At 66.2% G+C, this 23,741-nt stretch carries 20 protein-coding genes; 7 read left to right on the top strand and 13 right to left on the bottom strand.

The window, feature by feature from the left end; all coding sequences use genetic code 11:
* Positions 1-185: 185 nt before the first annotated feature.
* Together I6F28_RS30210 and I6F28_RS30215 are read right to left on the bottom strand one after the other, a co-directional pair.
* Positions 186-1,550 (bottom strand): sensor histidine kinase, encoded by a 1,365-nt coding sequence (locus I6F28_RS30210; RefSeq protein WP_036030218.1) that lies wholly within the window; start codon positions 1,548-1,550, stop codon positions 186-188.
* A complete protein-coding gene (locus I6F28_RS30215) occupies positions 1,547-2,227 on the bottom strand; it encodes a response regulator transcription factor (protein ID WP_036015597.1) in 681 nt (226 codons plus the stop codon). Before I6F28_RS30215 ends, I6F28_RS30210 begins: the two co-directional genes overlap by 4 nt.
* 353 nt (positions 2,228-2,580) lie before the next feature.
* On the opposite strand from I6F28_RS30215, the gene I6F28_RS30220 reads away from it, so the two are divergent.
* The gene (locus I6F28_RS30220) at positions 2,581-3,468 is read left to right on the top strand and encodes a MipA/OmpV family protein (RefSeq protein ID WP_225114190.1); all 888 of its coding nucleotides are present in this window, start codon (positions 2,581-2,583) and stop codon (positions 3,466-3,468) included.
* A 3-nt stretch (positions 3,469-3,471) separates the two neighbouring features.
* Positions 3,472-4,212, top strand: coding sequence for a hypothetical protein (locus I6F28_RS30225; protein WP_057028771.1), 741 nt, complete (start codon positions 3,472-3,474; stop codon positions 4,210-4,212).
* A 56-nt stretch (positions 4,213-4,268) separates the two neighbouring features.
* Here the strand turns inward: I6F28_RS30225 and garD are convergent, their stop codons facing one another.
* From garD to I6F28_RS30260, 7 genes are all read right to left on the bottom strand, one after another.
* Positions 4,269-5,810 carry a galactarate dehydratase gene (garD, locus tag I6F28_RS30230; RefSeq protein WP_225142577.1) on the bottom strand — a complete coding sequence of 514 codons (1,542 nt, stop codon included), beginning with the start codon at positions 5,808-5,810 and terminating at the stop codon, positions 4,269-4,271.
* Between the two features lie 144 nt (positions 5,811-5,954).
* Positions 5,955-7,403, bottom strand: a complete 1,449-nt coding sequence (locus tag I6F28_RS30235) for an aldehyde dehydrogenase family protein (RefSeq protein WP_128264448.1) — start codon at positions 7,401-7,403, stop codon at positions 5,955-5,957.
* Between the two features lie 23 nt (positions 7,404-7,426).
* Positions 7,427-8,770 (bottom strand): glucarate dehydratase, encoded by a 1,344-nt coding sequence (gene gudD / locus I6F28_RS30240; protein WP_225142579.1) that lies wholly within the window; start codon positions 8,768-8,770, stop codon positions 7,427-7,429.
* Positions 8,771-8,794: 24 nt separating this feature from the next.
* Positions 8,795-9,739, bottom strand: a complete 945-nt coding sequence (gene kdgD, locus I6F28_RS30245) for a 5-dehydro-4-deoxyglucarate dehydratase (RefSeq protein WP_225142581.1) — start codon at positions 9,737-9,739, stop codon at positions 8,795-8,797.
* A 123-nt stretch (positions 9,740-9,862) separates the two neighbouring features.
* Positions 9,863-10,768: a LysR family transcriptional regulator gene (locus I6F28_RS30250; RefSeq protein ID WP_036015611.1), complete on the bottom strand. Its 906-nt coding sequence runs from the start codon at positions 10,766-10,768 to the stop codon at positions 9,863-9,865.
* Positions 10,769-11,240: 472 nt separating this feature from the next.
* Positions 11,241-13,187 carry an SGNH/GDSL hydrolase family protein gene (locus I6F28_RS30255; protein ID WP_225142583.1) on the bottom strand — a complete coding sequence of 649 codons (1,947 nt, stop codon included), beginning with the start codon at positions 13,185-13,187 and terminating at the stop codon, positions 11,241-11,243.
* 99 nt (positions 13,188-13,286) lie between these two features.
* A complete protein-coding gene (locus I6F28_RS30260) occupies positions 13,287-14,369 on the bottom strand; it encodes a lysylphosphatidylglycerol synthase transmembrane domain-containing protein (RefSeq protein ID WP_036030193.1) in 1,083 nt (360 codons plus the stop codon).
* Positions 14,370-14,799: 430 nt separating this feature from the next.
* Between I6F28_RS30260 and I6F28_RS30265 the strand changes: the two genes are divergently transcribed.
* Complete coding sequence (locus I6F28_RS30265; protein WP_225142585.1) at positions 14,800-15,306, top strand: YciE/YciF ferroxidase family protein; 507 nt, start codon at positions 14,800-14,802, stop codon at positions 15,304-15,306.
* A 213-nt stretch (positions 15,307-15,519) separates the two neighbouring features.
* Positions 15,520-17,919 carry a bifunctional diguanylate cyclase/phosphodiesterase gene (locus tag I6F28_RS30270; RefSeq protein WP_225142587.1) on the top strand — a complete coding sequence of 800 codons (2,400 nt, stop codon included), beginning with the start codon at positions 15,520-15,522 and terminating at the stop codon, positions 17,917-17,919.
* 4 nt (positions 17,920-17,923) lie between these two features.
* On the opposite strand, the gene I6F28_RS30275 is transcribed toward I6F28_RS30270, so the two are convergent.
* Entirely contained in the window at positions 17,924-18,358 is a 435-nt protein-coding gene (locus I6F28_RS30275; protein ID WP_036015623.1) for a hypothetical protein, read from the bottom strand.
* A 76-nt stretch (positions 18,359-18,434) separates the two neighbouring features.
* Between I6F28_RS30275 and I6F28_RS30280 the strand changes: the two genes are divergently transcribed.
* A complete protein-coding gene (locus I6F28_RS30280; RefSeq protein WP_109143171.1) occupies positions 18,435-19,016 on the top strand; it encodes a hypothetical protein in 582 nt (193 codons plus the stop codon).
* Between the two features lie 58 nt (positions 19,017-19,074).
* On the opposite strand, the gene I6F28_RS30285 is transcribed toward I6F28_RS30280, so the two are convergent.
* Entirely contained in the window at positions 19,075-20,418 is a 1,344-nt protein-coding gene (locus tag I6F28_RS30285; RefSeq protein WP_109143172.1) for an aminotransferase-like domain-containing protein, read from the bottom strand.
* Between the two features lie 186 nt (positions 20,419-20,604).
* Between I6F28_RS30285 and I6F28_RS30290 the strand changes: the two genes are divergently transcribed.
* A complete protein-coding gene (locus I6F28_RS30290) occupies positions 20,605-20,841 on the top strand; it encodes a DUF1127 domain-containing protein (protein ID WP_036015631.1) in 237 nt (78 codons plus the stop codon).
* Positions 20,842-21,100: 259 nt separating this feature from the next.
* Here the strand turns inward: I6F28_RS30290 and I6F28_RS30295 are convergent, their stop codons facing one another.
* Positions 21,101-21,526: a universal stress protein gene (locus I6F28_RS30295; RefSeq protein ID WP_036015633.1), complete on the bottom strand. Its 426-nt coding sequence runs from the start codon at positions 21,524-21,526 to the stop codon at positions 21,101-21,103.
* A gap of 55 nt (positions 21,527-21,581) precedes the next feature.
* The gene (locus I6F28_RS30300) at positions 21,582-22,118 is read right to left on the bottom strand and encodes a SixA phosphatase family protein (protein WP_036015636.1); all 537 of its coding nucleotides are present in this window, start codon (positions 22,116-22,118) and stop codon (positions 21,582-21,584) included.
* A 93-nt stretch (positions 22,119-22,211) separates the two neighbouring features.
* Here I6F28_RS30300 and I6F28_RS30305 point away from each other — a divergent pair, with 93 nt between their 5' ends.
* Positions 22,212-23,669: an NAD(P)/FAD-dependent oxidoreductase gene (locus tag I6F28_RS30305; protein WP_225142589.1), complete on the top strand. Its 1,458-nt coding sequence runs from the start codon at positions 22,212-22,214 to the stop codon at positions 23,667-23,669.
* Positions 23,670-23,741: the final 72 nt, after the last annotated feature.

The raw sequence follows: 23,741 nt of genomic DNA on the forward strand, positions 1-23,741 counted from the left end.
TCTCCGTGGAAGATGTCAATCGGAGGTTTGGTCGCCGCGATGGCGGAACAGGTTCGCCCGCGCGCGAACATTCCCGTTGTCTTCGGCGCAGATATTGATTGCGTGATGCGAAGGGACGAAACGCGGAAGACGTTTTCCGCGCCAATGTTTCCGGACGGTTTCGCGAAAAGCGCCGATGCGCCCGCTCAATGCTCTTGCAGATCGAACTGCGCAGATCTCGCCGGCGCGGCGGCCGCGGCAAAGCGCAGGCGCATCGTCGTGCCGTAGCCGGGCGCGGAAGCGACGACCAGCTCCCCGCCATGCGCCGCCATGATCTCGCGGACGATCGACAGGCCGAGACCGGCGCCTGCACCTGCGGCGTTGCCGGTCTGAAACGGCTCGGTCAGCCTGTGTTCGGCGCCGTCGGGCAGGCCCGCGCCATCATCGTGAATAGCCACGCCATCGCAGCCGATCGTGGCGACGATGCGCCGCGCGCCATGGGCGTGGATGAGCGCGTTGCCGACGAGATTGGCAAGTGCACTTCGGATCGCAGCGTCTACGCCCTGCACCACGAAGGGACCTCTTCCCTCGTGCTCGAGCGCAAGCTCGATGCCGGCGTCCAGCGCCGACGGGCTGAAATCGGCCAGCACGTCCAGCGTGATCTGGGCAAGATCGATCGGCCGCTTCTCGATCGCATGATTTTGCAATCGCGCCAGGTCCAGCATCGCGGAGACCAGCGAGGTCAGCCGGCGGACGTCGCGCACCAGCTCGGCCTTCAGGGCCGGCTCGGGCACGTCCTCGATCTTGGCGCGCAGCAGCGTCAGCGGCGTGCGAAGCTGATGGGCGGCATTGCCGAGGAAGCGGCGCTGCATCCTGATATAGGCGTCGATCTCGCCGAAAGCGCGGTTCAGCGCCTCGACCAGCGGCTTCAACTCGCGAGGGACCTCGGACAGCGATATCAAACCTTGCGGCGCCGAGGGGTCGATCGCGAGCGCGCGACGCGCCACCCGCTCGATGCTACGAGAGACGAAACGTGCGGCAAGCGCTGAACCGATGGCGACGGTCGCGGCAAAGGCCAGCGCCACCAAGGCGATCGAAAAGACCCTGCGGAGGAGAAAAGTCCTTGCAATCCGGCCAAAGCGAACCTGAGGCTCGCCGACCATCATCGCGAGCCGCAACGGGCCCCGTTGTACGGCGGAAAGACAGAAGGTGCTCTTCTGGTCGAGCGTGCTGAAAACGGACGAGCCGATGGGCCCGTGGTAGGGCAGCACGAAGGGAAGGGGAGGCCGGTGTTCGCTGCCGTACTCGCTGAGCAGGTCGCCCGCGGACACCACGTACCAGAGGTTTGGGCTGTCCAGCTTCAATTCCTCGAGCGCAGGAGTCGAGCGTATTATCAGTCTTTGCCCTTCGATCACCGTCGCGCGATCGAGAACGGCCGCTACGACCTGGCACGCCCTGAACTCGCGCTCCTCCGTCGGGTAACGCCATATGAAGAGGCCAAGCATGATCAGGAAGATCGTGGTGGCGGCGATACCGAGCGAGAACGCAAAGGTTCGGGCGATTGACTTCATCGCGGCGTTGCCAGCCGCAGGATGTAGCCGATGCCCCGCATGCTGCGGATCTCGACGTCGCCGCCGAGTTCGGCCAGTTTCTTGCGCAAGCGCGAGACCTGCGCCTCGAGCGTGTTGGACTCGATCTCGTCGTCGAAGCCGTAGATCTCCTCGATCAGGGCGGCGCGGGTGATGACGCGGTCGCGCCGCATCAGCAGCGCCCCCAGGATCAGCGCCTCGCGCCGGCGCAGCAGGATCCTGGTGTCGGCGACTACCGCCTCGTTGCTGCCGAGGTGCAGCTCGACGTTGCCGAGCGACAGCACCGATGGGGCCAGCAGCCGAGGCCGGCGCAGCACCGCGCGCACGCGCGCAAGCAGCTCCTGCGGCTCGAACGGCTTGCCGAGATAATCGTCGGCCCCGCCATTGAGCCCTTCGACGACATCCTCCTTGGCGTCCTTGGACGTCAGCATGATGATTGCGGGCCGCTCCGCCGATTGGCTCAGCGCCGTGACCACCTGGAGCGCATCTCCGTCGGGTAGCATCCGGTCGACGATCGCCAGATCATACTTGAAATTGTTCAGTGCCTGGCGGGCATCGGCGATCGAGCCGACGAGGTCGACGATGCCGTGCAATTGCCCGAGCAGCCGGCTGACATAGGCGCCGATCTGTGGTTCGTCTTCGATCACGAGGGAGCGCACGCGGGTCGTCCTTGACTCTGCTGGGGCAACAAAACCCTGACCGTGACGCTCCCTGGCCGAATTCTGGCGCTTCGGCTCGTGCGCGAGGGTTCCCATAAAGGCGGCGAGCTTGGCGAATGAAAGGCAGGACCGAGTGAGCTCGCGGGTATGGCTCGTCACGTTTTTGAGGCGTGATCGCGGCGGTGCAATGTTGGGGCAATGTTGATCCGGCGGGCGTGCCTGCCAGCGCCGGACATGGCCCTGGAAACATCTGATCGCACCTTGCAATCTTCGGGCAATTTAGCCGGACCAGATGCTGTGGCTCCTAACCACAACAGTCGACTCGGCCTGCAAGGCCGGTCCGGGGCCCCGCAATGAATGATTTCGAAGAAGCCGCTCTCCGCCTCACGGCGATTGTGCGGCGGACGACCGCCTGTCTCGCCGCACTCGGTGCGATCATGGCGACTGCGCCATCAGTCTCGGCGCAGACCGCCTTCACGCTGCCAGCGCCGCCATTGGAGCTGCCGATGCTGCCCTCGCCGTCGGGAAACTGGACCGTCATGGTCGGCATCGGCGGCGAATACAAGCCCGAGTTCGTCGGATCGAACAACGGAAGGTTTGCTCCGGTCCCGATCTTCTCCATCCGCCGCGCCGGATCAGTCGACCAGTTTCGCGGACCGCGCGACAGCACCAGCATCGCGCTGCTCGACATCGGCCATTTTCGCGCCGGCCCCGCGTTCAAATACGTCGCCTCAAGGAAGGCCGACAAATATGCCGAGCTGACCGGCCTTGGCAATGTCGACGCCGCCTATGAGCTCGGCGGCTTCGTGGAGTATTATCCGGTCGACTGGCTGCGCCTGCGCAGCGAGTTGCGCCAGGGCATGGGCGGCCATACCGGCACCGTCGCGGATGTATCTGCCGACGTCATCGTGCCGCTGATTCAAAGGCTGACGATCTCGGCCGGCCCGCGCTTCACCTGGAAGAGCACCAATGCCACTGCGCCGTATTTCGGCGTCGATGCCGTGCAGGCGCTGGCATCGGGGCTTCCGAGATACGATGCCAGAGGCGGTGCGCACTCGGTCGGTTTCGGCAGCCAGATCTCCTACCGCATCAACCCGCAGTGGGAGGTCCACGCCTATGTCGAGTACCAGAAGCTGCTCGGCGATGTCGCGGACAGCCCGCTGGTGAAGCTGCGGGGATCCTCTAACCAGACCACCGTCGGTCTCGGTGCGTCCTATTCGTTCGATTTCAGGATCCGATAGACCATGCGCGGCAGAATTATCCTGGCTCTCGCCTGTGCGATCGCGTCCGCCGTCCTCGGTGCCGCCGCGGCGTTCGAGACGCGCGCGACGAAACTCCAGGCGATCAAGACCCTCGGCATCGTCTCGGCCATCGGCGAGGAGATGAGCCTGACGCAAGCCGGCCTGACCGGGCTCGGCAACACCGCGCAAAGCCTCTCGATCAGCGCCTGGGGACTGGACGAGTTGATCGTCCAGCAGGCGACGAAGCTCTTGAGCGGACGTTTTCGCGTGCAACCGGTGAGCTACAGGCGCGCCGCGTTCGCCGCCGTCAGGGATTCGGCGGTTGCGCCCGTCAATCTCCTGCGTAGCGATCCGTTCAAGGAGCTGGTTCGCAGCGATGTAACGCCTCAGGGGCTCGATGCTTACCTCGTCATCACCCGTGCAAGATCGAAGCTCGGCAACGGCCGCAACGTCGAGGGCGTCGGGCTCGCCGAATACCGGACGCTGCTGGCGGATTACGGCCTGATCCATGCGCTATACGAAGTCCGGATCATCGACGGCAAGGCGTTCGACGTGATCGAGAAGCGTGCGGCGGCGCCGCTCGACAACACCGGGACCGTGCGGATTGCCGGCCCGAGCGGCCCGGTCGACGAGACGCTTGGGGGTTCAGCGTCGAGCGAGCGGCTGCGCGCCGCGGTCGCGGACCTCATCACACGCAGCCTTCCGGTCACGCTGGGCGACATGCACCTGATCGACAGCCAGTGAGGTTCCGTCTTGACGCGTTTTGACGCGAACCGGGACCCACTTCGCTCGGAAACGCTTTAGGTCACCGGCGCGGGATTGAACAGCGTGAGGTCGTTGTGGATGCCCCAGCGGTCCGACCAGGGTTTGGTTCGGCCGCTGGCGACGTCGAGGATCAGGCGGAACAGGTCCCAGCCGGTCTCCTCGATGGTCTTCTCGCCGGTTGCGATCTTGCCGGCGTCGAAGTCGATCAGGTCTTTCCAGCGCCGCGCGAGCTCGCTGCGCGTCGCGACCTTGATCACCGGTGCTGCCGCAAGGCCATAGGGCGTGCCCCGGCCGGTGGTGAACACTTGCAACGTCATGCCCGAGGCGAGCTGCAGCGTGCCGCAGATGAAGTCGGAGGCCGGCGTCGCGGCGAACAGCATGCCCTTCTGCGTCGCCTTCTCGCCGGGCGAGAGCACGCCTTGAATCGCGCTCGAGCCGGACTTCACGATCGAGCCGAGCGATTTCTCGACGATGTTGGCAAGGCCGCCCTTCTTGTTGCCGGGCGTGGTGTTGGCGCTGCGGTCGGCGCCGCCGCGGGCGAGATAGGAATCGTACCAGGCCATCTCGCGCACCAGCGCGCGGCCGACGTCCTCGTTGATGGCGCGGCGAGTGAGCAGCTGGATCGCGTCGCGCACTTCAGTCACTTCCGAGAACATCACGGTCGCGCCGGCGCGCACCAGGAGGTCCGCGGCGAAGCCGACGGCGGGATTGGCGGTGACGCCGGAGAAGGCATCGCTGCCGCCGCATTGCAGGCCGATCACAAGGTCGGACGCCGGGCAGGTCTCGCGCTTGCGGGTGTTGAGCACTTTGAGCCGCGCCTCGGCCTGGGTCATGATCGCCTCGACGATGGCGCCGAAGCCGTCGAAAGCCTCGTCCTGCATTCGCACGATGGCGTCACCGACGCCTTCCGGCACCAGGCGTTCGGGCGCGAGCTTCTCGCAGCCGAGGCCGACAACGAGGATCTCGCCGCCGAAATTCGGGTTGAGCGCGAGGTTCTGCAGGGTGCGGATCGGCACCACCGCGTCGGGCGCGGTGATGGCGACGCCGCAGCCATAGGCGTGCGTCAGCGGCACGACGTCATCCACGTTCGGATATTTCGGCAGCAGCTCGGCGCGGATGCGCTTCACCGCATATTCCATCGTGCCCTTGACGCATTGCACGGAGGAGGAGATGCCGAGGATGTTCTTGGTGCCGACCGAACCATCCGGATTGCGGTAGCCCTCGAAGGTGAAGCCTTCGAGCGGCGGCAGCGGTGCGGGGACGGCGGTCGAGATTTCGAGCTTGTCGAGGGCAGGGGCCTCCGGCATGCGGATGCGCGCCTCGTCCACCCATTCGCCGGCCAGGATCGGCGACAGCGCGTAGCCGATGATCTCGCCATAGCGGACGATCGGTTCGCCTTCCGCGATGTCGACCAGCGCGGTCTTGTGTCCCTGCGGCACGAAGGCGCGCAACGTCAGGCCGCTGGCAAAGCGCGCGCCGGCGGGGAGCCCGAAATCATTGACCACGATCGCGACATTGTCGCGCTCGTTGAGTTTGATGTAGCGGGGCTGCTCTTTCGCTGCGACGTCCTGGTCCATCGAGGACTCCGAAGTGTAGGGTGGGTTAGCCCCGTGATTGCGCGGAGCGCAATCACTCGGCGTAACCCGCCAATGTCTGTATCTGCGGAAAGCAGAAGAGGTGGGTTACGCTGCGCTAACCCACCCTACAATCTCAACGATATCTCAGCCCGGATTGGTGTAAGCCGTCTTCACCGTGGTGTAGAACTCGCGCGCGTAGGAGCCCTGCTCACGGGCGCCGTAGCTCGAGCCCTTGCGGCCGCCGAACGGCACGTGATAGTCGACGCCGGCGGTCGGCAGATTGACCATCACCATGCCGGACTCGCTGTTGCGCTTATAGTGCGAGGCGTATTTCAGGCTGGTGGTGCAGATGCCGGAGGCGAGGCCGAACTCGGTATCGTTGGAGATGGCGAGCGCCTCTTCGTAATTCTTCGCACGAATGACGGCGGCGACCGGGCCAAAAATCTCCTCACGCGCGATGCGCATGTTGTTGTTGGCTTCGGTGAACAGCGCCGGCTGGAGATAGTGGCCGGGGTTTTCGCGCTTCAGCAGCTCGCCGCCGAAGGCGAGCTTGGCACCCTCGTCCTGGCCGATCTTGATGTAGCGCAGGTCCTGATCGAGCTGGTTCTGATCGACCACCGGGCCGATATGCACGCCGGCCTTGAGCGCATCGTCCACGGACAGGCTGTTCAGGCGCTCGGCCATGGCGGCGACGAAGCGGTCGTGGATACCCTCGGTGACGATCAGGCGGGACGAGGCGGTGCAGCGCTGGCCGGTCGAGAAATAAGCGCCGTTGACGGCGACCTCGACGGCAGTCTTGAGGTCGGCGTCGTCGAGCACGACCAGCGGGTTCTTGCCGCCCATCTCGAGCTGGAACTTCTTCATGGGGTTTGAGAGCACGCAGGCCTGCGCGATCTTGCGTCCCGTCTGCACCGAGCCGGTGAAGGAGATCGCGGCGACGTCCGGATGCTCGAGCAGGGTCTGGCCGACGACCGAGCCGGAGCCGACGACGAGGTTGAACACGCCGGCGGGAATCCCGGATCGGGTGATGATCTCGGCGAGCGCATGTCCAGACCCAGGCACCAGCTCGGCCGGCTTGAACACCACGGTGTTGCCGTAGCAGAGCGCCGGCGCGATCTTCCAGGCGGGGATTGCGATCGGGAAATTCCAGGGCGTGATCATGCCGACGACGCCGACCGGCTCACGGGTGAGCTCGACGTCGAGGCCGGGACGCACCGAGGCGCCCTTCTCGCCGATCAGGCGCAGCGCTTCGCCGGCGAAGAACGCGAAGATCTGGCCGGCGCGGGCGACCTCGCCGATGCCTTCGGGGAGGGTCTTGCCTTCCTCGCGCGCGAGCAGGCGGCCGAGCTCTTCCTTACGGGCGAGGATTTCAGTCGAGATCTTGTTGAGCGCGTCGTAGCGCGCCTGCGGGGTCGACTGCGCCCAGGCGGGGAAGGCGGCCTTCGCGGCGGCGATCGCCTTCTCGGTCTGCGCCTTGTCGGCCTTGGCATATTCGCCGACGAGATCATTGGTGTTGGAGGGATTGATGTTCCTGGTGACGCCGGAGCCGTCGACCCATTCGCCGCCGATGAAGTTCTTCAGGATCGCTGTCATCTTTTTCCTCCAGGGGAACGTTTCTAACGCACGAGGCAGGGACGCTTGTCGTCAAACGTCCAGCCGGGGATCAAGTCCTGCATGGCCATAGCGTCATCCCGCCCCCCAAGTCCATGCTTCTTGTAGAGCTCGTGCGCGGCCTCGATGGCGGGGCGGTCGATCTCGATGCCGAGGCCCGGGCGGTCCGGGACGGCGATCTTGCCACCCTTGATCTGGAGCGGCTCCTTCGTCAGCGCCTGACCGTCCTGCCAGATCCAGTGGGTGTCGATCGCGGTGACCTTGCCGGGGGCGGCGGCGCCGACATGGGTGAACATGGCAAGCGAAATGTCGAAATGGTTGTTGGAGTGCGAGCCCCAGGTCAGGCCGTTGTCACGGCAGGTCTGGGCCACGCGCACCGAGCCTTGCATGGTCCAGAAATGGGGATCGGCCAAAGGGATGTCCACGGCCCCGAGCCGCAGCGCATGGGAGAGCTGCCGCCAGTCCGTGGCGATCATGTTGGTGGCGGTCGGCAGGCCGGTGGCGCGGCGGAACTCGGCCATGATCTCGCGGCCGGAGAAGCCGGCCTCGGCGCCGCAGGGGTCCTCGGCATAAGCGAGGATGCCATGCATGCCCTTGCAGAGGCTGATCGCCTCATCGAGCGACCAGGCGCCGTTGGGGTCCAGCGTGACGCGCGCGCTGGGGAAGCGTTTTGCGATTGCGGTAACCGCCTCGATCTCCTGCTCGCCGCGGAGCACGCCGCCCTTGAGCTTGAAGTCGGCGAAGCCGTAATGGTCGTGGGTCGCCTCCGCAAGCCGCACCACGGCCTCTGGCGTCATCGCCTCCTGGTGGCGGAGGTTGAACCAGTCGGGCTTGGCGGTCTCGCCAGTGACGTAGTCGAGCTTCGACTTACGGCGGTCGCCAACGAAGAAGAGATAGCCGAGCGTCTCGACGCTGGTGCGCTGCTGGCCTTCGCCAAGCAGTGCTGCGACGGGCAGTCCGAGATGCTGGCCGAGCAGGTCGAGCAGCGCGGATTCGATCGCGGTGACCGCATGGATCATCACGCGAAGATCAAAGGTCTGCTTGCCGCGTCCGCCGACGTCGCGGTCGGCGAAGGCGGTACGGATATCGGCGAGGATGTTGTTCATCGCGCCGACCGTCTTTCCGATCACGAGGTCGCGCGCGTCCTGGAGCGTCTGCCAGATCTTCTGCCCGCCCGGCACCTCGCCGACGCCGGTGTGGCCGGCATTGTCGGTGAGGATGACGATGTTGCGGGTGAAGAACGGCGCATGCGCGCCGCTGAGGTTGAGGAGCATGCTGTCGCGGCCCGCGACCGGGATCACCTGCATCGCCGTGATAACAGGTGCGCCGGAAATCTCAGTCTGGGCCATCGCAGGCTCCTCCGTGTCGTCTTGCTATTCTGCAGCCTGTTGTGACGATCGTGCGGCGGGCAGCTTCTGCACCAGTGCGGTCAAGTCCGCCATCTCCTGCTCGGTGAGATCAGTCAGCGGCGGACGGACCGGGCCGGAATCCCGGCCGATCACCTTCATGCCGGCCTTGATGATCGAGACCGCGTAACCCTTCTTGCGATTGCGGATCGCGATCAGCGGCAGGATGAAATCCTTCAGGCCGGCCTGGATCGTGGCGTGGTCGCGCTTGCGCACCGCGGCGTAGAAGTTGGTGGCGAATTCAGGCACGAAGTTGAACACGGCCGAGGAATAGGTCGTCACGCCCATGTCGAGATAGGGCAGCGCGAAGGTCTCGGCGGTCGGCAGGCCGCCGACATAGGTGAGACGATCGCCGAGCTTGGTGTAGACGCGGGTCATCAGCTCGATGTCGCCAATGCCGTCCTTGTAGCCGACGAGGTTGGGGCAGCGCTCGGCAAGGCGCGCGAGCGTGTCGGGCTGCAGGATCGCGTTGTCACGGTTATAGACGATGACGCCGATCTTCACGGCGGCGCAGACCGCCTCGACGTGGGCGGCAAGGCCTTCCTGCTCGGAATGGGTGAGATAGGGCGGCAGCAGCAGGAGGCCGTCGGCGCCGGCCTTTTCCGCACCGATCGCGATCTCGCGGGCGATCGCGGTGCCGTAGCCGGTGCCGGCGAGCACGGGCACGCGGCCCTTGGTCTCGTCGACGGCGACCTTCACGACCTGCGGAACTTCTGATGGCGTCAGCGAGAAGAACTCGCCGGTGCCGCCCGCGGCGAACAGGCCTGCGACGTCATAACCGCACAGCCAGTCCATGTTGGCGCGATAGGTCGCCTCGTCGAAGGAGTAGTCCGCCCTGAACGGCGTGACGGGGAAGGACAGGAGGCCCGATCCGATCTTCTGGGCCATTTCCTGCGGGGTCATCTTGCTCATGGGCGCTCCCTTCTCGTGTTGCGGAGGACGCAAGCAGAGGCCGCACGTCCATGCGCCGTGGTTTAGGAGACCGTTCGATGCGCGTCCAAGCCAAAGCCTATATCGACCGATGCGGATTGAGCATCAATCCTCCGCCACCTCCGCGGAGGACAATTCGCCGGCGATCTTGACGAGCGCCGACAGCAGCGGGTTCTCGTCCTCGCGCCGCCACACCATGAACAGCTCGACCGGAACGCGCGTGCGCAGCTTCAGCGGACGCAGGCGGACGTCGGAGATCTTCAGGCTCGCCGCTGCCGCCGGTACGATGGCGAGGCCGAGGCCGGCGCGCACCATCGCGAGGATCGAGTGGATCTGGCTGAGATGCTGGACGTAGCGCGGCAGCACGTCGGCGCGGGTGAACAGCGCCACCAGGAGATCGTGGAAGTAGCGGCTCTCATAGGGCGAGTACATCACGAAGGGCTGGTCGTCGAAATCCTTGATGGTGATGCCGTCGGCATTCGCCAGCGGATGCTTCTTCGGGATCGCCGCGAGCAGCGGCTCGGCGACGACGCGGCGGCTGGCAAGCTCGGGCCGCGCGATCGGCGGCCGCAGCAGGCCGGCATCGATCTGGCCAGAAGTCAGAGCCTCGAACTGGTCGCCCGATACCATCTCCTTCAGCGAGAAGTCGACCTCCGGCAGCTTGGCGCGACAGGCGGCGATGAGTTCGGGCAGGAAGCCATAGGCCGCGGCCGCGGTGAAGCCGACCTTCAGCGAGCCGGTCTTGCCGAGCGCGATGCGGCGGGCCACCTGCGAAGCGCTTTCGGCAAGCTTGAGGATGCGCCGCGCCTCCGGCAGGAAGCTGCGCCCGGCCGGGGTGAGGCGCACCGAGCGGCTGGTGCGCTCCAAGAGCGGCGCGTCGATGATGTGCTCGAGCACCTGGATCTGCCGGGACAGCGGCGGCTGCGTCATGTTGAGCCGCACGGCGGCGCGGCCGAAGTGCAATTCCTCCGCCACCGTGACGAAACAGCGGAGCTGGTTGAGGTCGAACATCGATACATGCCTTAGATGAATAAGGCGTTTCCCCGGCACTTCTAGCATCGATCACCCCCAAAACAAAGACGGCGGCCTTGTGGGCCGCCGTTGAGTTGCCTGGTCAAGCTCCCATGGGAGCCCTCAGGAGGAACAGGCTGATGCGAGACCGCCTCACGTCCGCTGCGGACGCCACTGCACTCGTCACGCGCCTCTCTTAGGCCTCGGCCTTTGCCCGACACGAGTCCTAGAGGTGCGCGCGGCGAAGTGTCCAAGTTCAAGGCAGTATCGATCGATGCTGTTTTTGGATCGATGGAACGGCGAAGTGGGGGATGATCGGTGTTGGGAAACCCTATCAAACCACCGCTGTCATTCCCCGCGAAGGCGGGGAATCCAGTACGCAGCGGCGTCTCGATTCAATCACTGCTGTCACGGAGTACTGGATCGCCCGGTCAAGCCGGGCGATGACGGTGAGTGTGTGGAGACAGCGCAGCTATTGCTGCGCGCTGGGCAGCAGCTGCGGCAGCAGTCCGCGCGTCACGTTCGGCGGCACGGCGTCGAGACCGAGCACGGCGCTCGCCGCCGGCAGCGCCGCGTCGGCCATCGCGGCATGGCCCTCGGCGCTCGGATGCACCGCGCCGCCATAGACGGCGGAGAGCACGCCCCAGGCCGCATCGTGGATGTCGGTCGGCTGGCTCGCCGCCGGCAGGCCTTGCGGATAGGTCATCGCGGCGAAATAGCTGTCATTGGCGTCGCGGATCCAGCGCGCGCGGGGCAGGTAGGCGCGGTACTCCGAGGCGCCGCGGCCGCACAGCATCGGCTGGCTCGCCGCGCTGACGATGTCGGGATCGAAGCTCTGGCCGTTCGCGGCAAAGCAGCTGCGGTCGAATTCGGGATCGTTGCCGGAACGGGCGCAGAAGCCGTGCTCGGCGAACGCGGCCTGGTGCGCATCGACGAAGGTCATGCGGTCGGCTTCGGGATCGCGGCACAGCGCACCGCGGGTGCAGGTGGCGAGCCCCTTCAGCTGCGGCAGGAATTCGCTGTCGACGAAGGCGGAGACGCGGGAAAGGCGCTGCGGATCGGCATTGAAGGACGGGTGGATGTCGAAGCCGGCCCGGCCGCCGCGGCAGGGCGCGCCGCCGTCGGCGAGCGCAGGGTTGGCATAGGAGACATAGACCACGTGCGAGAGGTCGCCGCCGACCAGCGGCTTCAGCGCCTCGCGCAGCTTGACGAAATTCTGCGGCAGCTCGCGCTGGAGCGCATCGCGGGAATCGTCGACGCTCGCCAACACGCCGGAGCGGCGGAACAGCGCGCGCTCGGTCGCGGTTTCGACGATGACGTCGGCGACGAGGCCGGAGAAATAGACGTCGTTGGCACCGACCGAGAGCAGCACGAGATCGAGCGTGCGATCGGGCTGGCGCTTCTTCGCCGCGGTGACGGCTTCCCGCAGCTCGGCGACCTGCGCGTTCACGCTGGTGTTGCAGACGCCGGTCTTGCCGGGCGGGCATTCGCGGGCGCGCTGTGAGCCGAGCAGCCCGTCGCCGATGCTCGCGCCGGTGCAGGCGAGCGGCAGGAAGGTCACGGCGATGTGGGTGTAGCGCACCGCGAGCGCCAGCGCGGTGCGCGCCTGATAGCTGTAGAGCGATCGATGGCACGGCGCATTGAACCAGAGCGCGCTGTAGCGTTGCCAGTTGGCGAGCGTATCCGGCGCCTCGCAGGCGCGGCCGCCCTTGAAGCCGTGGCGGCTCGGCCGGTAGTACTGCGCACCGGCGGTGCCGAGATAGGAGCGGAAGCAGAATCCTTCGTCCGACAGCGCCAGCGGCCGGTCCGGATTGCCTTCGCCGGAGGCGATGCTGTCGCCGAGACCTGCGATGAAGATGTCGCGGACCTGAATCTCGGTCTGGACCCGCTGGGTCGGATCGGAGCCGGCCGAGACATCGACGGTCGCAACCGTCGGCTTGCCGTAGCGGACGCGCAAATTGATCGGCTCGGCGCAGTCGAAGGTCGAGCTCTGCGGCCCGTCGCCGTCATCGAACGACCAGGCGCAGGTGGCGCCGACCGGCACCGCGCCGGTCAGGCGCACCGTCACGGGATGGTCGATCGGCGTGATGTAGTTCTCTTTGACATTATCGCGGGTGCAGGGCTGGTTGACCCGGCCCTGCAGGTCGATGCAGAGCCGGTTGACCATGTTGCGGGCCCAGCCGCGGCCCTCGCTCTGGAGCTCGAGGGACTGTTCGGCGGCTAGAATGCTGCGGTTACGCTCGTTCTCGACATGGAGCAGGAAGTCGCGCTCCTCGCGGAAGAGCCGGAAGCGGTTACGCACCTCCCAGCTGATCTGCATGGTGCCGGCGTCCTGCGCGGCGGCGCGCTCGGGCAAAGCAAGGATGCCGGCAAGCAGCACGGCGCCGGCCGAGAGGGTGCGAAGGAATACGGAAATCATGGCCCGCGTCTTCAACGGCAAAGTTGAGGCGGAAATAAGAGAGGATTGTGCCGCGGCCTGCAACCCTTGCCCGACGATTGCGGAGGTGGCGTCGGCGGCTCAGCGCTTGCCGGCCTGCCGCAGCAGCCGTTCGCGCTCCATCGGCGTCACCTCCTTGGGCAGGTTGGCCTGCGCGCAGGCTTCCGCCAGCCGCCGCCGCTCCTGCCACGGCGCGACCACATTCGTCCAAAGCTCGCGCGTGCCCATGATGGAGATGGCAAGGCCGAACGGGATCACGAAATAGAGAATACGGAACACCAGCAGCGTGGCCAGAAGCTCCTCGCGGCCGAACTGGGGCAGCGCCACGAGCATGGCGGCATCGAACACGCCGATCGAGCCCGGCGCGTGGCTGGCAAAGCCGATCAGGGTCGCCAGGATGAACACGACCGCGAGCGACATGAAGTCGATCGGCGGGTTGGCCGGCATCAAGAGGTACATTGCCGTGGCGCAGAAGCCGAGATCGACGACGCCGATCAGGATCTGCACCAAGGTCAGCGGCGCCGAGGGCAGCACCACCTTCCAGCCCTTCTGGCCGAGCTCACGGCGCTTCTCGCCCATGCAGAGCCAGACCAGATACGCGCCGATCGATGCGAGACCGCCGAGGGCGATCAACCGGTTGAGCGAGGAGGGCAGCTGATCCATCGAGGAGGCCGCGTCCGGATGGATGGCCATGCCGATCGAGAGCACGAAGATGTTACCGAGCCAGAAGGTCAGGCCCGACAGGAAGCAGATCTTCGCGACGTCGATCGCGTTCAGTCCGTAGTCCGAATAGATCCGGAAACGGATCGCGCCGCCGGTGAAGACCGTGGCGCCGATGTTGTGCCCGATCGAATAGGACGTGAAGCTGGACAGCGCCGCGATGCGATAGGGCACGTGCTTCTTGCCGATCGTTCGCAGCGCAAAATAGTCGTAGAAGGTCAGCGTACAGAACGCGAAGAAGACGCAGATCGCCGCCAGCCCGATGTTGCCGCGGGGAATCTCCGTCAACGCGGTCAGGATGACCCCGGTATCGATGCCCTTGAGCGTCCGCACCAGCGTGGTGATCGCAAACGCGATGATGAAGATGCTCGCGGCGACGCCGAGCCGTCGCCAGCCGATCCATCTATTGAAGCCGCGTTTCAACGCGGGCAGCAGTCCGTGCATTCATCCTCCCGGCGGGGGGCAAGACCGACCGGGCCAGACATTGGCCGGTCGGGTGCGATCACGGCCAAAAGGCAGGCATCGATCGCTAGGCATGATCCAGCTCATTTAAGGCAAAATCAGCGGCTTGTGCAGCCCTTGACAACAATAGGTTCTGCGTTCGGCGGGCAACTTTGTCATACGCGGTTCATATCGGCGGCGCGTTAAGCATATGAGTCACGAAACCAGGCTCCATCCGCGCGCTCACCGTGCCGATACGATCTCAGATCCCGGCGCCGTCCGCATTGTTCCAACGCAGAGCCGTATCGGCGTTTTTGGAACGTCGATGCCGCGTGGTCGTTAGCCTCCATCAGCAATCGAACATGGCGGAATTCGCGGCTTTTTCGTGCAAGCCGGCGCCTCCGTGTTCCCAAGACCCGAGAGGATCGGAACGATGGGACTGTTCACAAAAGACATCAAGACCATGAACGACCTGTTCGTACATCAGCTCCAGGACATCTATTACGCCGAGCAGCAGCTCACCAAGGCGCTGCCGAAGATGGCGACGAAGGCCACTGATCCGCAGCTGAAACAGGGCTTTTTGACGCACCTCGAGGAAACCAAGCAGCACGTTGCGCGGCTCGAGGAGGTCTTCAAGATGCACGGGGTCCCCGTGAAGGCGGTCGACTGCCCGGCGATCGATGGCATCATCGAGGAAGCCGACGAGACCGCCGGCGAAGTCGCCGACAAGGCGGTGCTCGACGCGGCCCTGATCAATGCGGCGCAGGCTGCGGAGCATTACGAGATCGTCCGCTACGGCAGCCTGATCGCCTGGGCCAAGCAGCTCGGCCGCAACGATTGTGCGGCGGTGCTCGCCAAGACGCTCGAGGAGGAGAAGGCGACCGACCAGAAGCTGACGACACTCGCCGAGAGCAATGTGAATCTGCGCGCGGCGAGCTGAGTAGAGGAAACTACGAGCGCCGCGCGACGGTCCGCGCGGCGCTTGTGCTTGTTCGCTTCCCGCTGCCGTGGTGCTGCTTCGGTGGGCCGTCGCCAGGATCAGCAATGTGAGCGAACTCGCTCATCTTCCATTCACCACTTCCGGAGCAGGTTTGTAGCCGGTTACCGATCGTCCACCACTGTCGGCTCAAGTGCGGGTCGATAGGGGCCGGCAATGTATCAAGTTCTCTACTGTCTCACCGACGAGCATGACTGGCGACTGGTGGCCCTTGGGGGCGCGGTGTGCCTGCTCGCCAGCGCCGCGGCGATCAGCCTGTTTCAGCGCGCACGCGCGACGCACGGAGCCGGGCGCCTGGCCTGGATCGCCCTGGATGCGGCCGTGAGCGGATGCGGCATCTGGGCGACGCATTTCATCGCGATGCTGGCCTACGGCCCGGGAAGCGCCGGCGCCTACAACATCCCGGTGACAATTCTGTCGCTGATGCTTGCGATCTCCTTGACCTTCGTGGGCCTCAGCATCGCCGTGGCGTCCTCGCGCCCGGTGTGGATCGTCGTCGGCGGCGCCATCGTCGGCCTTGGTGTCGCGGCGATGCATTACACCGGCATGGCGGCGCTGGAGATGCCGGCACGGCTGGATTGGATCGGGAGCACGGTTGCCGCCTCGGTGCTGTTCGGAATCGTCTTCGCAGCGCTCGCGCTGTTCGTCGCCGCGCGAGGTGACGGCATTCGACATGCGCTGAGCGCGACTGCTCTGTTGACGCTCGCGATCGTTGCCCATCATTTCACCGCGATGGGCGCGGTGCTGCTGACGCCGGACCCGACGATCGCGATCAGCGGGCTCTCGGTCCCGCCGGCCTCGCTGTCGTTCCTGACTGCCAGCGCCGCCGTCGCGATCATCGCGATTGCGCTCGTGGCCGCGCTGCTCGACCGCCGCGCCAAGGGCGAACTGGGCCGCCAGCAGATCGTGCTCGACAGCGCGCTGGAGAACATGTCGCAGGGGCTGTGCATGTTCGACGCGGAAGGCAAGATCATCCTGTTCAACGAGCGCTATGCCGCGATGCTCCGTCGAACCGACGTGCCGCTCGCCGGCCGCTTGCTGGTCGACGTGCTCAGGGAAGAGCAGGCCAAGGGCCAATGGCAGGGCGACGCCGATGAATTCTTCGCCCGCCTCGTCGCCGACGCGCGCGAGGGCCGCACCACGACCGACGTCGTCAACCGGTTCGGCCGCTCCATCCGGGTCGTCAACCAGCCGATGCAGGGCGGCGGCTGGGTCGCGACCTTCGAGGACATCACCGAATGGCTGGAGGCGCAGGCCAAGATCTCGCACATGGCGCGACATGACGCGCTGACCAGCCTGCCGAACCGGGTGCTGTTCCACGAACAGCTCGAGCAGGGGCTGCGCCAGACCAAGTCGGGCGACCAGCTCGCTGTGCTTTGCCTCGATCTCGATCACTTCAAGGACATCAACGACTCGCTCGGCCATCCCATCGGCGATGCGCTGCTCAAGGAAGTCGGCCGCAGGCTCGAGGCCACCGTCGGCGAACAGGACACCGTGGCGCGGCTCGGCGGCGACGAGTTCGCGGTGGTCCAGATCGGACGCTCCGAGGAGATCGCCGCGCGATCGCTTGCCGGACGCCTCGTCGAGGTGATCTCGGCGCCTTACCAGATCGACGACCATCAGATCGTGATCGGCGTCTCGATCGGCATCTCGCTGTCGCCGCAGGACGGCAGCAATCCGGACGAGCTGCTCAAGAACGCGGATCTTGCGCTCTATCGCGCCAAGGCGGATGGCCGCGGCACCTACCGCTTCTTCGAGGCCGGCATGGATGCGCGTGCGCAGGCGCGGCGCCTTCTGGAAATGGATCTGCGCGCGGCGCTGCAACGCGACGAGTTTGAGGTCTATTACCAGCCGATCCGCGAGGTCGCCAGCGGTCGCGTCGTCGCCTTCGAGGCGCTGCTGCGCTGGAACCATCCGCAACGCGGGCTGATCGCGCCGATCAGCTTCATCCCGCTGGCCGAGGAGACCGGGCTCATCGTTCAGCTTGGTGAGTTCGTGCTGCGCTCCGCCTGTGCCGACGCGGCCACCTGGCCCGACGATGTCGACGTCGCCGTCAATTTGTCGCCGGTGCAGTTCAAGAGCCCGAACCTGATCGCGGCGGTGACAGAGGCGTTGGCCATATCGGGACTCGGTGCGCGCCGTCTCGAGCTCGAGATCACCGAATCCGTCCTGCTCCAGAACAGCGAGGCGACGCTGACGACCTTGCACGAGCTGCGTGCCATGGGCGTGCGGATCTCGCTCGACGATTTCGGCACCGGCTATTCGTCGCTGAGCTATCTACGCAGCTTCCCGTTTGACAAGATCAAGATCGACCGTTCCTTCGTGTCGGAGCTGGCGACGCGCGAGGATTCCATGGCGATCATTCGCGCCGTGACCGGCCTCGGCCGCAGCCTCGGCATCGTCACCACGGCAGAGGGCGTCGAGAACGACGCGCAGCTCGAGCTGCTCCGGCGCGAGGGCTGCACCCAGGCGCAGGGTTATCTGTTCAGCAAGCCGCGGCCCGCCTCGGATGTCGCGATCATGTTGGAACGGCCGCGGCTGCGCGCGTCGGCTTGAGAGGTCAGCTTCGGCGCAGCGCGAAATGCGCGCCGCAGAACGCCATCACGGCGCCGAGACACAGGGCGGCAAGCCCGGCGAGCACGCCCGAGACGGTCGGGATCGGGCTCGGCGCCGACGCCGCCTGACCCGCTCCCGCAAGCAGCAGCACGCCGACCGCGATCAGGAATTGCCGCATCCGCTGTGGGATCTGTCCGGAGACGGCGCTCTGCATCAGGCTCGCCGTGAAATAGCCGCCGGAGAAGCCGACGGTGGCGATCAGCCACCAGGCGATGGCGGCGCCCGCCGGAATGAACTCATGCGTGTCGGAGCGCCAGAGGCGGCCGAGATCGAGACCGTAGCGCGCGCCCAGCATGTGCACCGCGAGCGCCAGTAACACACCGGAGATCATCGCGGCGCCGAGAATCAGGCGGCGCGGAAAAAAGGTCGTCTCAGCCATGCCTCGCTTGTAGGATGGCCGGGGGCGATCGCGCAAGCCGATCGCCCAAGCGATCGCCCATGGGTTCGTTGACGACATGCCGGGAGCGGAAGCGGGTTCGACCACGAGCTATGCCTACAAGGCCTCGCTGATTGGCTCGGCGCATCGCTTCGAGTTGACGGAGCAGGGGCTGTCCTGGCACATCGCCCGCCGCTCCGGCCTGTGGCGCTATGACGAGATTTCGGCGATCCGGCTGTCGTTCCGCCCGGTGTCGATGCAGCAGCACCGCTTCCGCGCCGATATCAGCCGCACCGGCGGCGGCCGCATCGCGATCCTGTCGACGAGCTGGCAGACCGCGGCGCTGATGGCGCCGCAGGACAACGGTTTTCGCGATTTCCTGATCGAGCTGCATGCGCGGATGGCCAAAGCCGGCAGCCGCGCCGAATTGACCGCGGGCCTCGGCCGCAAAACCTATGCGGCGGTGCTGGCGTTCCTGGCCGTGCTCGCCGTGGCAATGGCGGGGCTGTTGATCCGCGCGCTTCTGACCGGCGAGCTCGCGGGCGTGCTGTTCATCCTCGGCTTCGCCGCGCTGTTCGCCTGGCAGGTCGGCGGCTTCGTGCGGCGCAACCGGCCGCAGAGCTACAGTTTCGATCGCGTGCCGAAGGCCCTGCTGCCCTAAAGCGTTTGCGAGCGAAGTGGGTCCGGTTCGCGTGAAGAAAACGCGTCAGATGAGAGCCCTACTCGGTCGAATCGAAATCGTCCTCCTTGGTGCCGAGCAGCGAGACGATGGTGCGCAGGCCGGAATCGAGCTGCTCGGGCGACGGCGGGGCGAGCGCGAGCCGCACCGCGTTCGGCGCATGACCGTGCGCGATCGCGAAGGTCGAGGATGGCGTCAGCGCGATGCCGCGCCTTGCTGCTGCGGCGACGAAGGTCTGCGAGCGCCAGTGCGGTGGCAGCGTCAGCCAGAGATGATACGAGCGCGGATCGGCGGCGAGCTGGTAGCCGGAAAGCAGCCGTGCGGCGGTCTGCTGTCGGCGCGCGGCATCGATGCGTTTCAGCCGGGTCAGCTCGGCGACGGTGCCGTCGGCCATCAGCCGCTGCCCGGCCGCGAGCGCATGGCCGGAGGCGATCCAGCCGCCGGTGCGCACCGCGCTCATCACACTCTCGCGCAGATGCGGCGGCGCGACGAGGATGCCGAGCGCGAGCCCCGGCGCGACCTTCTTGGACAGGCTGTCGAGCACGATGCAGCGGTGGGGCCCGAGCGCCGCCAGTGGCGTGTCGTCGGCGAGGAAGCCGTAGACGGCGTCCTCGATGATGGTGAGATCGAGCTTCTCGGCGACGCGCATGATGTCGGCGCGCCGCGTCGCGTTCATGGTGACGCCGAGCGGGTTCTGGATGATGGGCTGCAGATACAGCGCCGACAGATGCGCCTCGCGATGGGCCTTCTGGATGGCGTCGGGCCGCGCGCCGAACTCGTCCATGGGGATCGGGACCAGCGTCACACCGAGCCGCGCGGCGATGCTCTTGACGTAGGGATAGGTCAGCGCCTCGACGCCGCAGCGGCCGCCGGTGGGCACCAGCGCGGCAAGCGCGGCCGCGAGCGATTGCTTGCCGTTGGCGGTGAAGAAGATCTGCTCGGGCTGCGGCGAAAAATCCTTGCGTGCGAGATAGGCAGCGGCGGCAACGCGGGCGCTCTTGGTGCCGGTGCTGGTCGAAACGCGCAGCGCGGATTCCAGCGCGTCGATGCGCTCGAGCCCCGCGAGGCTCTTGGCGATCATCGCCCATTGCTGCGGCAATAGCGGGTAATTGACCTCGAGATTGATGCGCGCGTCGGCCGGCTCGCGCATGGTCTCGACTTCACGCCTGACGTCGCCGGAGATGAACGTGCCGCGCCCGACCTCGCCGACCACGAGGCCGCGGCGGAGCAATTCCGTATAAACCCGGCTCGCGGTCGAGACCGCGATGCCGCGGTCATAGGCAAAATTGCGCTGCGGCGGCAGCCGGTCGCCGGGCCTTAACGTGCCGTTAGTGATATCGGCCGCAATGGCATCGGCGAGCTTCACGTACTCGAACTTGGACATATTGCACCGAGAGCAATGTTTTGCTTGCTCCGAGGAGTGTACTGGAGCATTTAAGTTCCATCAAGTTCCGCGATTGCGCCGAGGAGAGCGAGAGCAATCCGACGGCAAATGAGGTGCAGGCGCCAGCAAGCGTCCGCGCCAACGGCACCTGCTTCGCCGCGCGGGACGATAGGCCGGAGAAGAAGAATGACCACGATCTCGCAAACTGCTGGGCGGACCTTACGCCCATCCTCATCGGGCGGATTTTTCAGTGCCCTAGCCCTGCGCCTCACCGCGCTGTTCGACCGCCTGGAGCGCCGCTCCGCCGTCAAGACCCTGAACGAGCTCGACGACCGCGCCCTGCGCGACATCGGCATCACGCGCAGCCAGATCGAGGATGCCGTGTACGGACAGTTCAAGACCGAGCTGTCGCGGTATCTGTGATACTCGCCTGTCCCGGAAGCGCTGCAGCGGGAAACGCTGCTGCGCAGAGCCGGGACCCAGCGGATCGCACTCGCTGACGCATGGGCCCCGGCTCTGCAGCGCATCACTTCGTGCTGCGCAGCGTCCGGGGCACGGAAGCGCGAGTGTGGCACGCAGCTGCCTCTACGTCATTGCGAGCGCAGCGAAGCAATCCAGGCTGTTGCCGCGGAAAGACTCTGGATTGCTCCGCTTCGCTCGCAATGACGGAGTCTGCTGCCCTTCAATGCCTCACCACCAGCACCGAGCACTTGGCGTAGCGCACGACGTGGCCGGCGTTGGAGCCGAGGAAATAGGTGCGCATCGCCGGCCGGTGCGAGGTCATCACGATCAAATCGGCCTTCACGTGCACGGCCTCCTCCAGGATCTCATGATAGATGCCGCCCTGGCGCACCACGCTGGAGATGCGGGACGGCTCGATGCCGGATTCGCGGGCGACGATGGCGAGGGCCTCTTCCGAGGTCTGGCGCTGCTGCTCGTCGAAATCGGCCGGGACGTACTCGGCCAGCATCACCGGCGTCATCGGCAGCACGTTGAGCAGGCGCACGGTGCCGCTCCAGGTCTGCGACAAAGTCGCCGCGGTCGCGATCGCCGGCTTGGCGAGATCGGTGTCGGCGAGGTCGATGGGCACGAGGATGGACTTGAACATCTGCGCCTCCCTGTGAACCAGGCTGAACCAACCGGTCGAGACGGCGCCCGCGCGTCTAGCCCGATCGAAGCAGCTTGGGGCTGACGAACAGCACCAGCTTGCCGCGGCGGTAGGCCACGTCATCCCAATCCTTGACGTCAAAGTCGAAGATCGCAAGCCCCGCTGTGGGCAGGTTGTCGCCGAGGGTCTTGGCGCCATCGGGATCGCCGCCGCCGATCAGCATGAGCGCGACCTCGTGCATGCCGGGATTGTGGCCGATCAGCAGCAGCCGCTTCGGATCGGCCGGGGCGGTTGCGGTGCGAATGGTGTCCAGGATCTGCGCGGGATCGGCGCCATAGAGTTCCGGCAGGACCTCGACCTGCGGCGCCGGGACGCGGTCCTTCATCGCCTCCCAGGCGATGTCCCAGGTCTGACGGGCCCGCACGGCGTGGGAGACCAATACGGTATCGGGGAAGGGCGGATGGGCCGCGATCCAGTCTCCCATCCGCGCGGCATCCTTGTGGCCGCGGTCGTCGAGCCGGCGGTCCTGGTCACGGCCGCTCGGTGCGTCGGTCTCGGTCTTGGCGTGACGCAGCAGCATCAAACGGCGCATGGCATTCTCGAATCGTTCCACGTCCAGGATAATCTACAGGCGCCGGTTGAGGACAAGGTGACAAGGGCCCGCACAGTCCTCTAAGAAAACTGCATGAGCGAGACTTTCACAAGCGTGTCCCAGGAAGAAGCCGGCTTTCGCGACCGCGTGCGGCTGTCGTTCGATCTCGATGCCGACATTTGTGTGATCGGGGCGGGCTTGGCCGGGCTTACCGTGGCGCTGGAGGCGGCCCGGCTCGGGGCCAGTGTCGCGGTGCTCGAGGGCCGGCATATTGGCTGGAACGCCTCCGGAAACCAGCTCGGCACCGTGATGCCGGGCTTTGCGCTGCCGCTCACGGACCTGATCGAGCGCATCGGCTTGGAGGACGCCCGCGAATTGTGGACCCTGTCGAAGCAGGGCGCCGAGTTCGTCCGGGCCAACGCCAGCGAAGCGAGCATGCCGGGGATCGGCCTCAGCGACGGCGTGCTGGAGGTCTCCAACGTCGATGCCGGCGACCGGCTGATCAGCCAGCTGCAGATGCTGAACGAGGATTTCGATACCGAGGTCGAAGGCTGGCAGGTCGATCGCGTGCGCGAGGCGCTCAAGACCGATCATTACTTCCACGGCGTGTATTATCCGAAAGCGTTCCAGGTCGACGGCCGGAAATACGTGCACGGCCTTGCGGCGCTGGCACGGCGGGCAGGCGCCCGCATCTTCGAGGACACGCCGGTCGTCAGCATCGATCATTCCGGCATCCGCAAGCGCATCGTCACGCCCTCGGCGCGGCTGCGGGCGAGCCACATCGTGCTCGCCGGCAACATTCATCTCGGCGCCCCCTCCAAGCGCCTGTCGGAGACGTTGCTGCCGGTCTGGCGCTATGCCGGCGTGACCGCGCCGCTCGGCGAGCGCCTGCACGAGATCGTCGCCTTCAAGGGATCGGTGATGGATTCCGACGGCGTCGACCATTTCCGGGTCGTCGACGGCGACCGGCTGATGTGGGAGAGCCCGGAGACCACCTGGGCCGCGCGTCCGCAGCGCTTCGCCGGCGCCATCAAGCGGCGGATCCGGACGATCTTTCCCGAGCTCGGCAATGTCGAGATCACCGACATCTTCGGCGGCGCCACCGGCCAGACCGTGCACGGCATGCCGCAGATCGGCCAGCTGCGCAAAGGCCTGTGGGTGGCGAGCGGGTTCGGCCGCCAGGGCATGAACACCTCCGCCATGGCCGGACAGATGATCGCGCGCAGCATTTTGCGGGGCGATGAGCGCTGGAAGCTGTTCTCGCCGTTCGAACTGGTCTGGGCGGGCGGCGCCACGGGGCGCGTCGCCGGCCAGCTGGTCGGGATCTGGGGCAGGGCGAGCTCCGCCGCCGCAGGTGCGCTCGCCCGCTATCGCGAGCGCGCGAGGGTCAAGGACAGGCAACGCGAGGCCCGCCTCGCCGAAGCCAACCGCGCCGCCGGCACCGGTCCGCGCCGAGCGCCGCCCGGCGTGCGACCCCGACCGGCGCCACCGCCGAAAGCCGCGGTCGGCGCTGCGGAACCGGTCGTGCACGAGGATCGCGTCTCGCAATAAGTTGAGCGAAATTCCGCTCCGACGTGTAACTTCGGCCGGCAGAAGCCCGTATCTCAGGGCGTGGACTTCCCG

The sequence above is a fragment of the Bradyrhizobium sp. NBAIM14 genome (assembly GCF_020193895.1).
GTDB lineage: Bacteria > Pseudomonadota > Alphaproteobacteria > Rhizobiales > Xanthobacteraceae > Bradyrhizobium > Bradyrhizobium yuanmingense.

What these genes read in the sequence shown, in the direction of transcription:
- I6F28_RS30210 (WP_036030218.1), bottom strand. Translation starts at nt 1,550, where the DNA reads ATGAAGTCAATCGCCCGAACCTTTGCGTTCTCGCTCGGTATCGCCGCC.
- I6F28_RS30220 (WP_225114190.1), top strand. Translation starts at nt 2,581, where the DNA reads ATGAATGATTTCGAAGAAGCCGCTCTCCGCCTCACGGCGATTGTGCGG.
- I6F28_RS30225 (WP_057028771.1), top strand. Translation starts at nt 3,472, where the DNA reads ATGCGCGGCAGAATTATCCTGGCTCTCGCCTGTGCGATCGCGTCCGCC.
- garD (WP_225142577.1), bottom strand. Translation starts at nt 5,810, where the DNA reads ATGGACCAGGACGTCGCAGCGAAAGAGCAGCCCCGCTACATCAAACTC.
- I6F28_RS30235 (WP_128264448.1), bottom strand. Translation starts at nt 7,403, where the DNA reads ATGACAGCGATCCTGAAGAACTTCATCGGCGGCGAATGGGTCGACGGC.
- gudD (WP_225142579.1), bottom strand. Translation starts at nt 8,770, where the DNA reads ATGGCCCAGACTGAGATTTCCGGCGCACCTGTTATCACGGCGATGCAG.
- kdgD (WP_225142581.1), bottom strand. Translation starts at nt 9,739, where the DNA reads ATGAGCAAGATGACCCCGCAGGAAATGGCCCAGAAGATCGGATCGGGC.
- I6F28_RS30250 (WP_036015611.1), bottom strand. Translation starts at nt 10,768, where the DNA reads ATGTTCGACCTCAACCAGCTCCGCTGTTTCGTCACGGTGGCGGAGGAA.
- I6F28_RS30255 (WP_225142583.1), bottom strand. Translation starts at nt 13,187, where the DNA reads ATGATTTCCGTATTCCTTCGCACCCTCTCGGCCGGCGCCGTGCTGCTT.
- I6F28_RS30260 (WP_036030193.1), bottom strand. Translation starts at nt 14,369, where the DNA reads ATGCACGGACTGCTGCCCGCGTTGAAACGCGGCTTCAATAGATGGATC.
- I6F28_RS30265 (WP_225142585.1), top strand. Translation starts at nt 14,800, where the DNA reads ATGGGACTGTTCACAAAAGACATCAAGACCATGAACGACCTGTTCGTA.
- I6F28_RS30270 (WP_225142587.1), top strand. Translation starts at nt 15,520, where the DNA reads ATGTATCAAGTTCTCTACTGTCTCACCGACGAGCATGACTGGCGACTG.
- I6F28_RS30275 (WP_036015623.1), bottom strand. Translation starts at nt 18,358, where the DNA reads ATGGCTGAGACGACCTTTTTTCCGCGCCGCCTGATTCTCGGCGCCGCG.
- I6F28_RS30280 (WP_109143171.1), top strand. Translation starts at nt 18,435, where the DNA reads ATGCCGGGAGCGGAAGCGGGTTCGACCACGAGCTATGCCTACAAGGCC.
- I6F28_RS30285 (WP_109143172.1), bottom strand. Translation starts at nt 20,418, where the DNA reads ATGTCCAAGTTCGAGTACGTGAAGCTCGCCGATGCCATTGCGGCCGAT.
- I6F28_RS30290 (WP_036015631.1), top strand. Translation starts at nt 20,605, where the DNA reads ATGACCACGATCTCGCAAACTGCTGGGCGGACCTTACGCCCATCCTCA.
- I6F28_RS30295 (WP_036015633.1), bottom strand. Translation starts at nt 21,526, where the DNA reads ATGTTCAAGTCCATCCTCGTGCCCATCGACCTCGCCGACACCGATCTC.
- I6F28_RS30300 (WP_036015636.1), bottom strand. Translation starts at nt 22,118, where the DNA reads ATGCGCCGTTTGATGCTGCTGCGTCACGCCAAGACCGAGACCGACGCA.
- I6F28_RS30305 (WP_225142589.1), top strand. Translation starts at nt 22,212, where the DNA reads ATGAGCGAGACTTTCACAAGCGTGTCCCAGGAAGAAGCCGGCTTTCGC.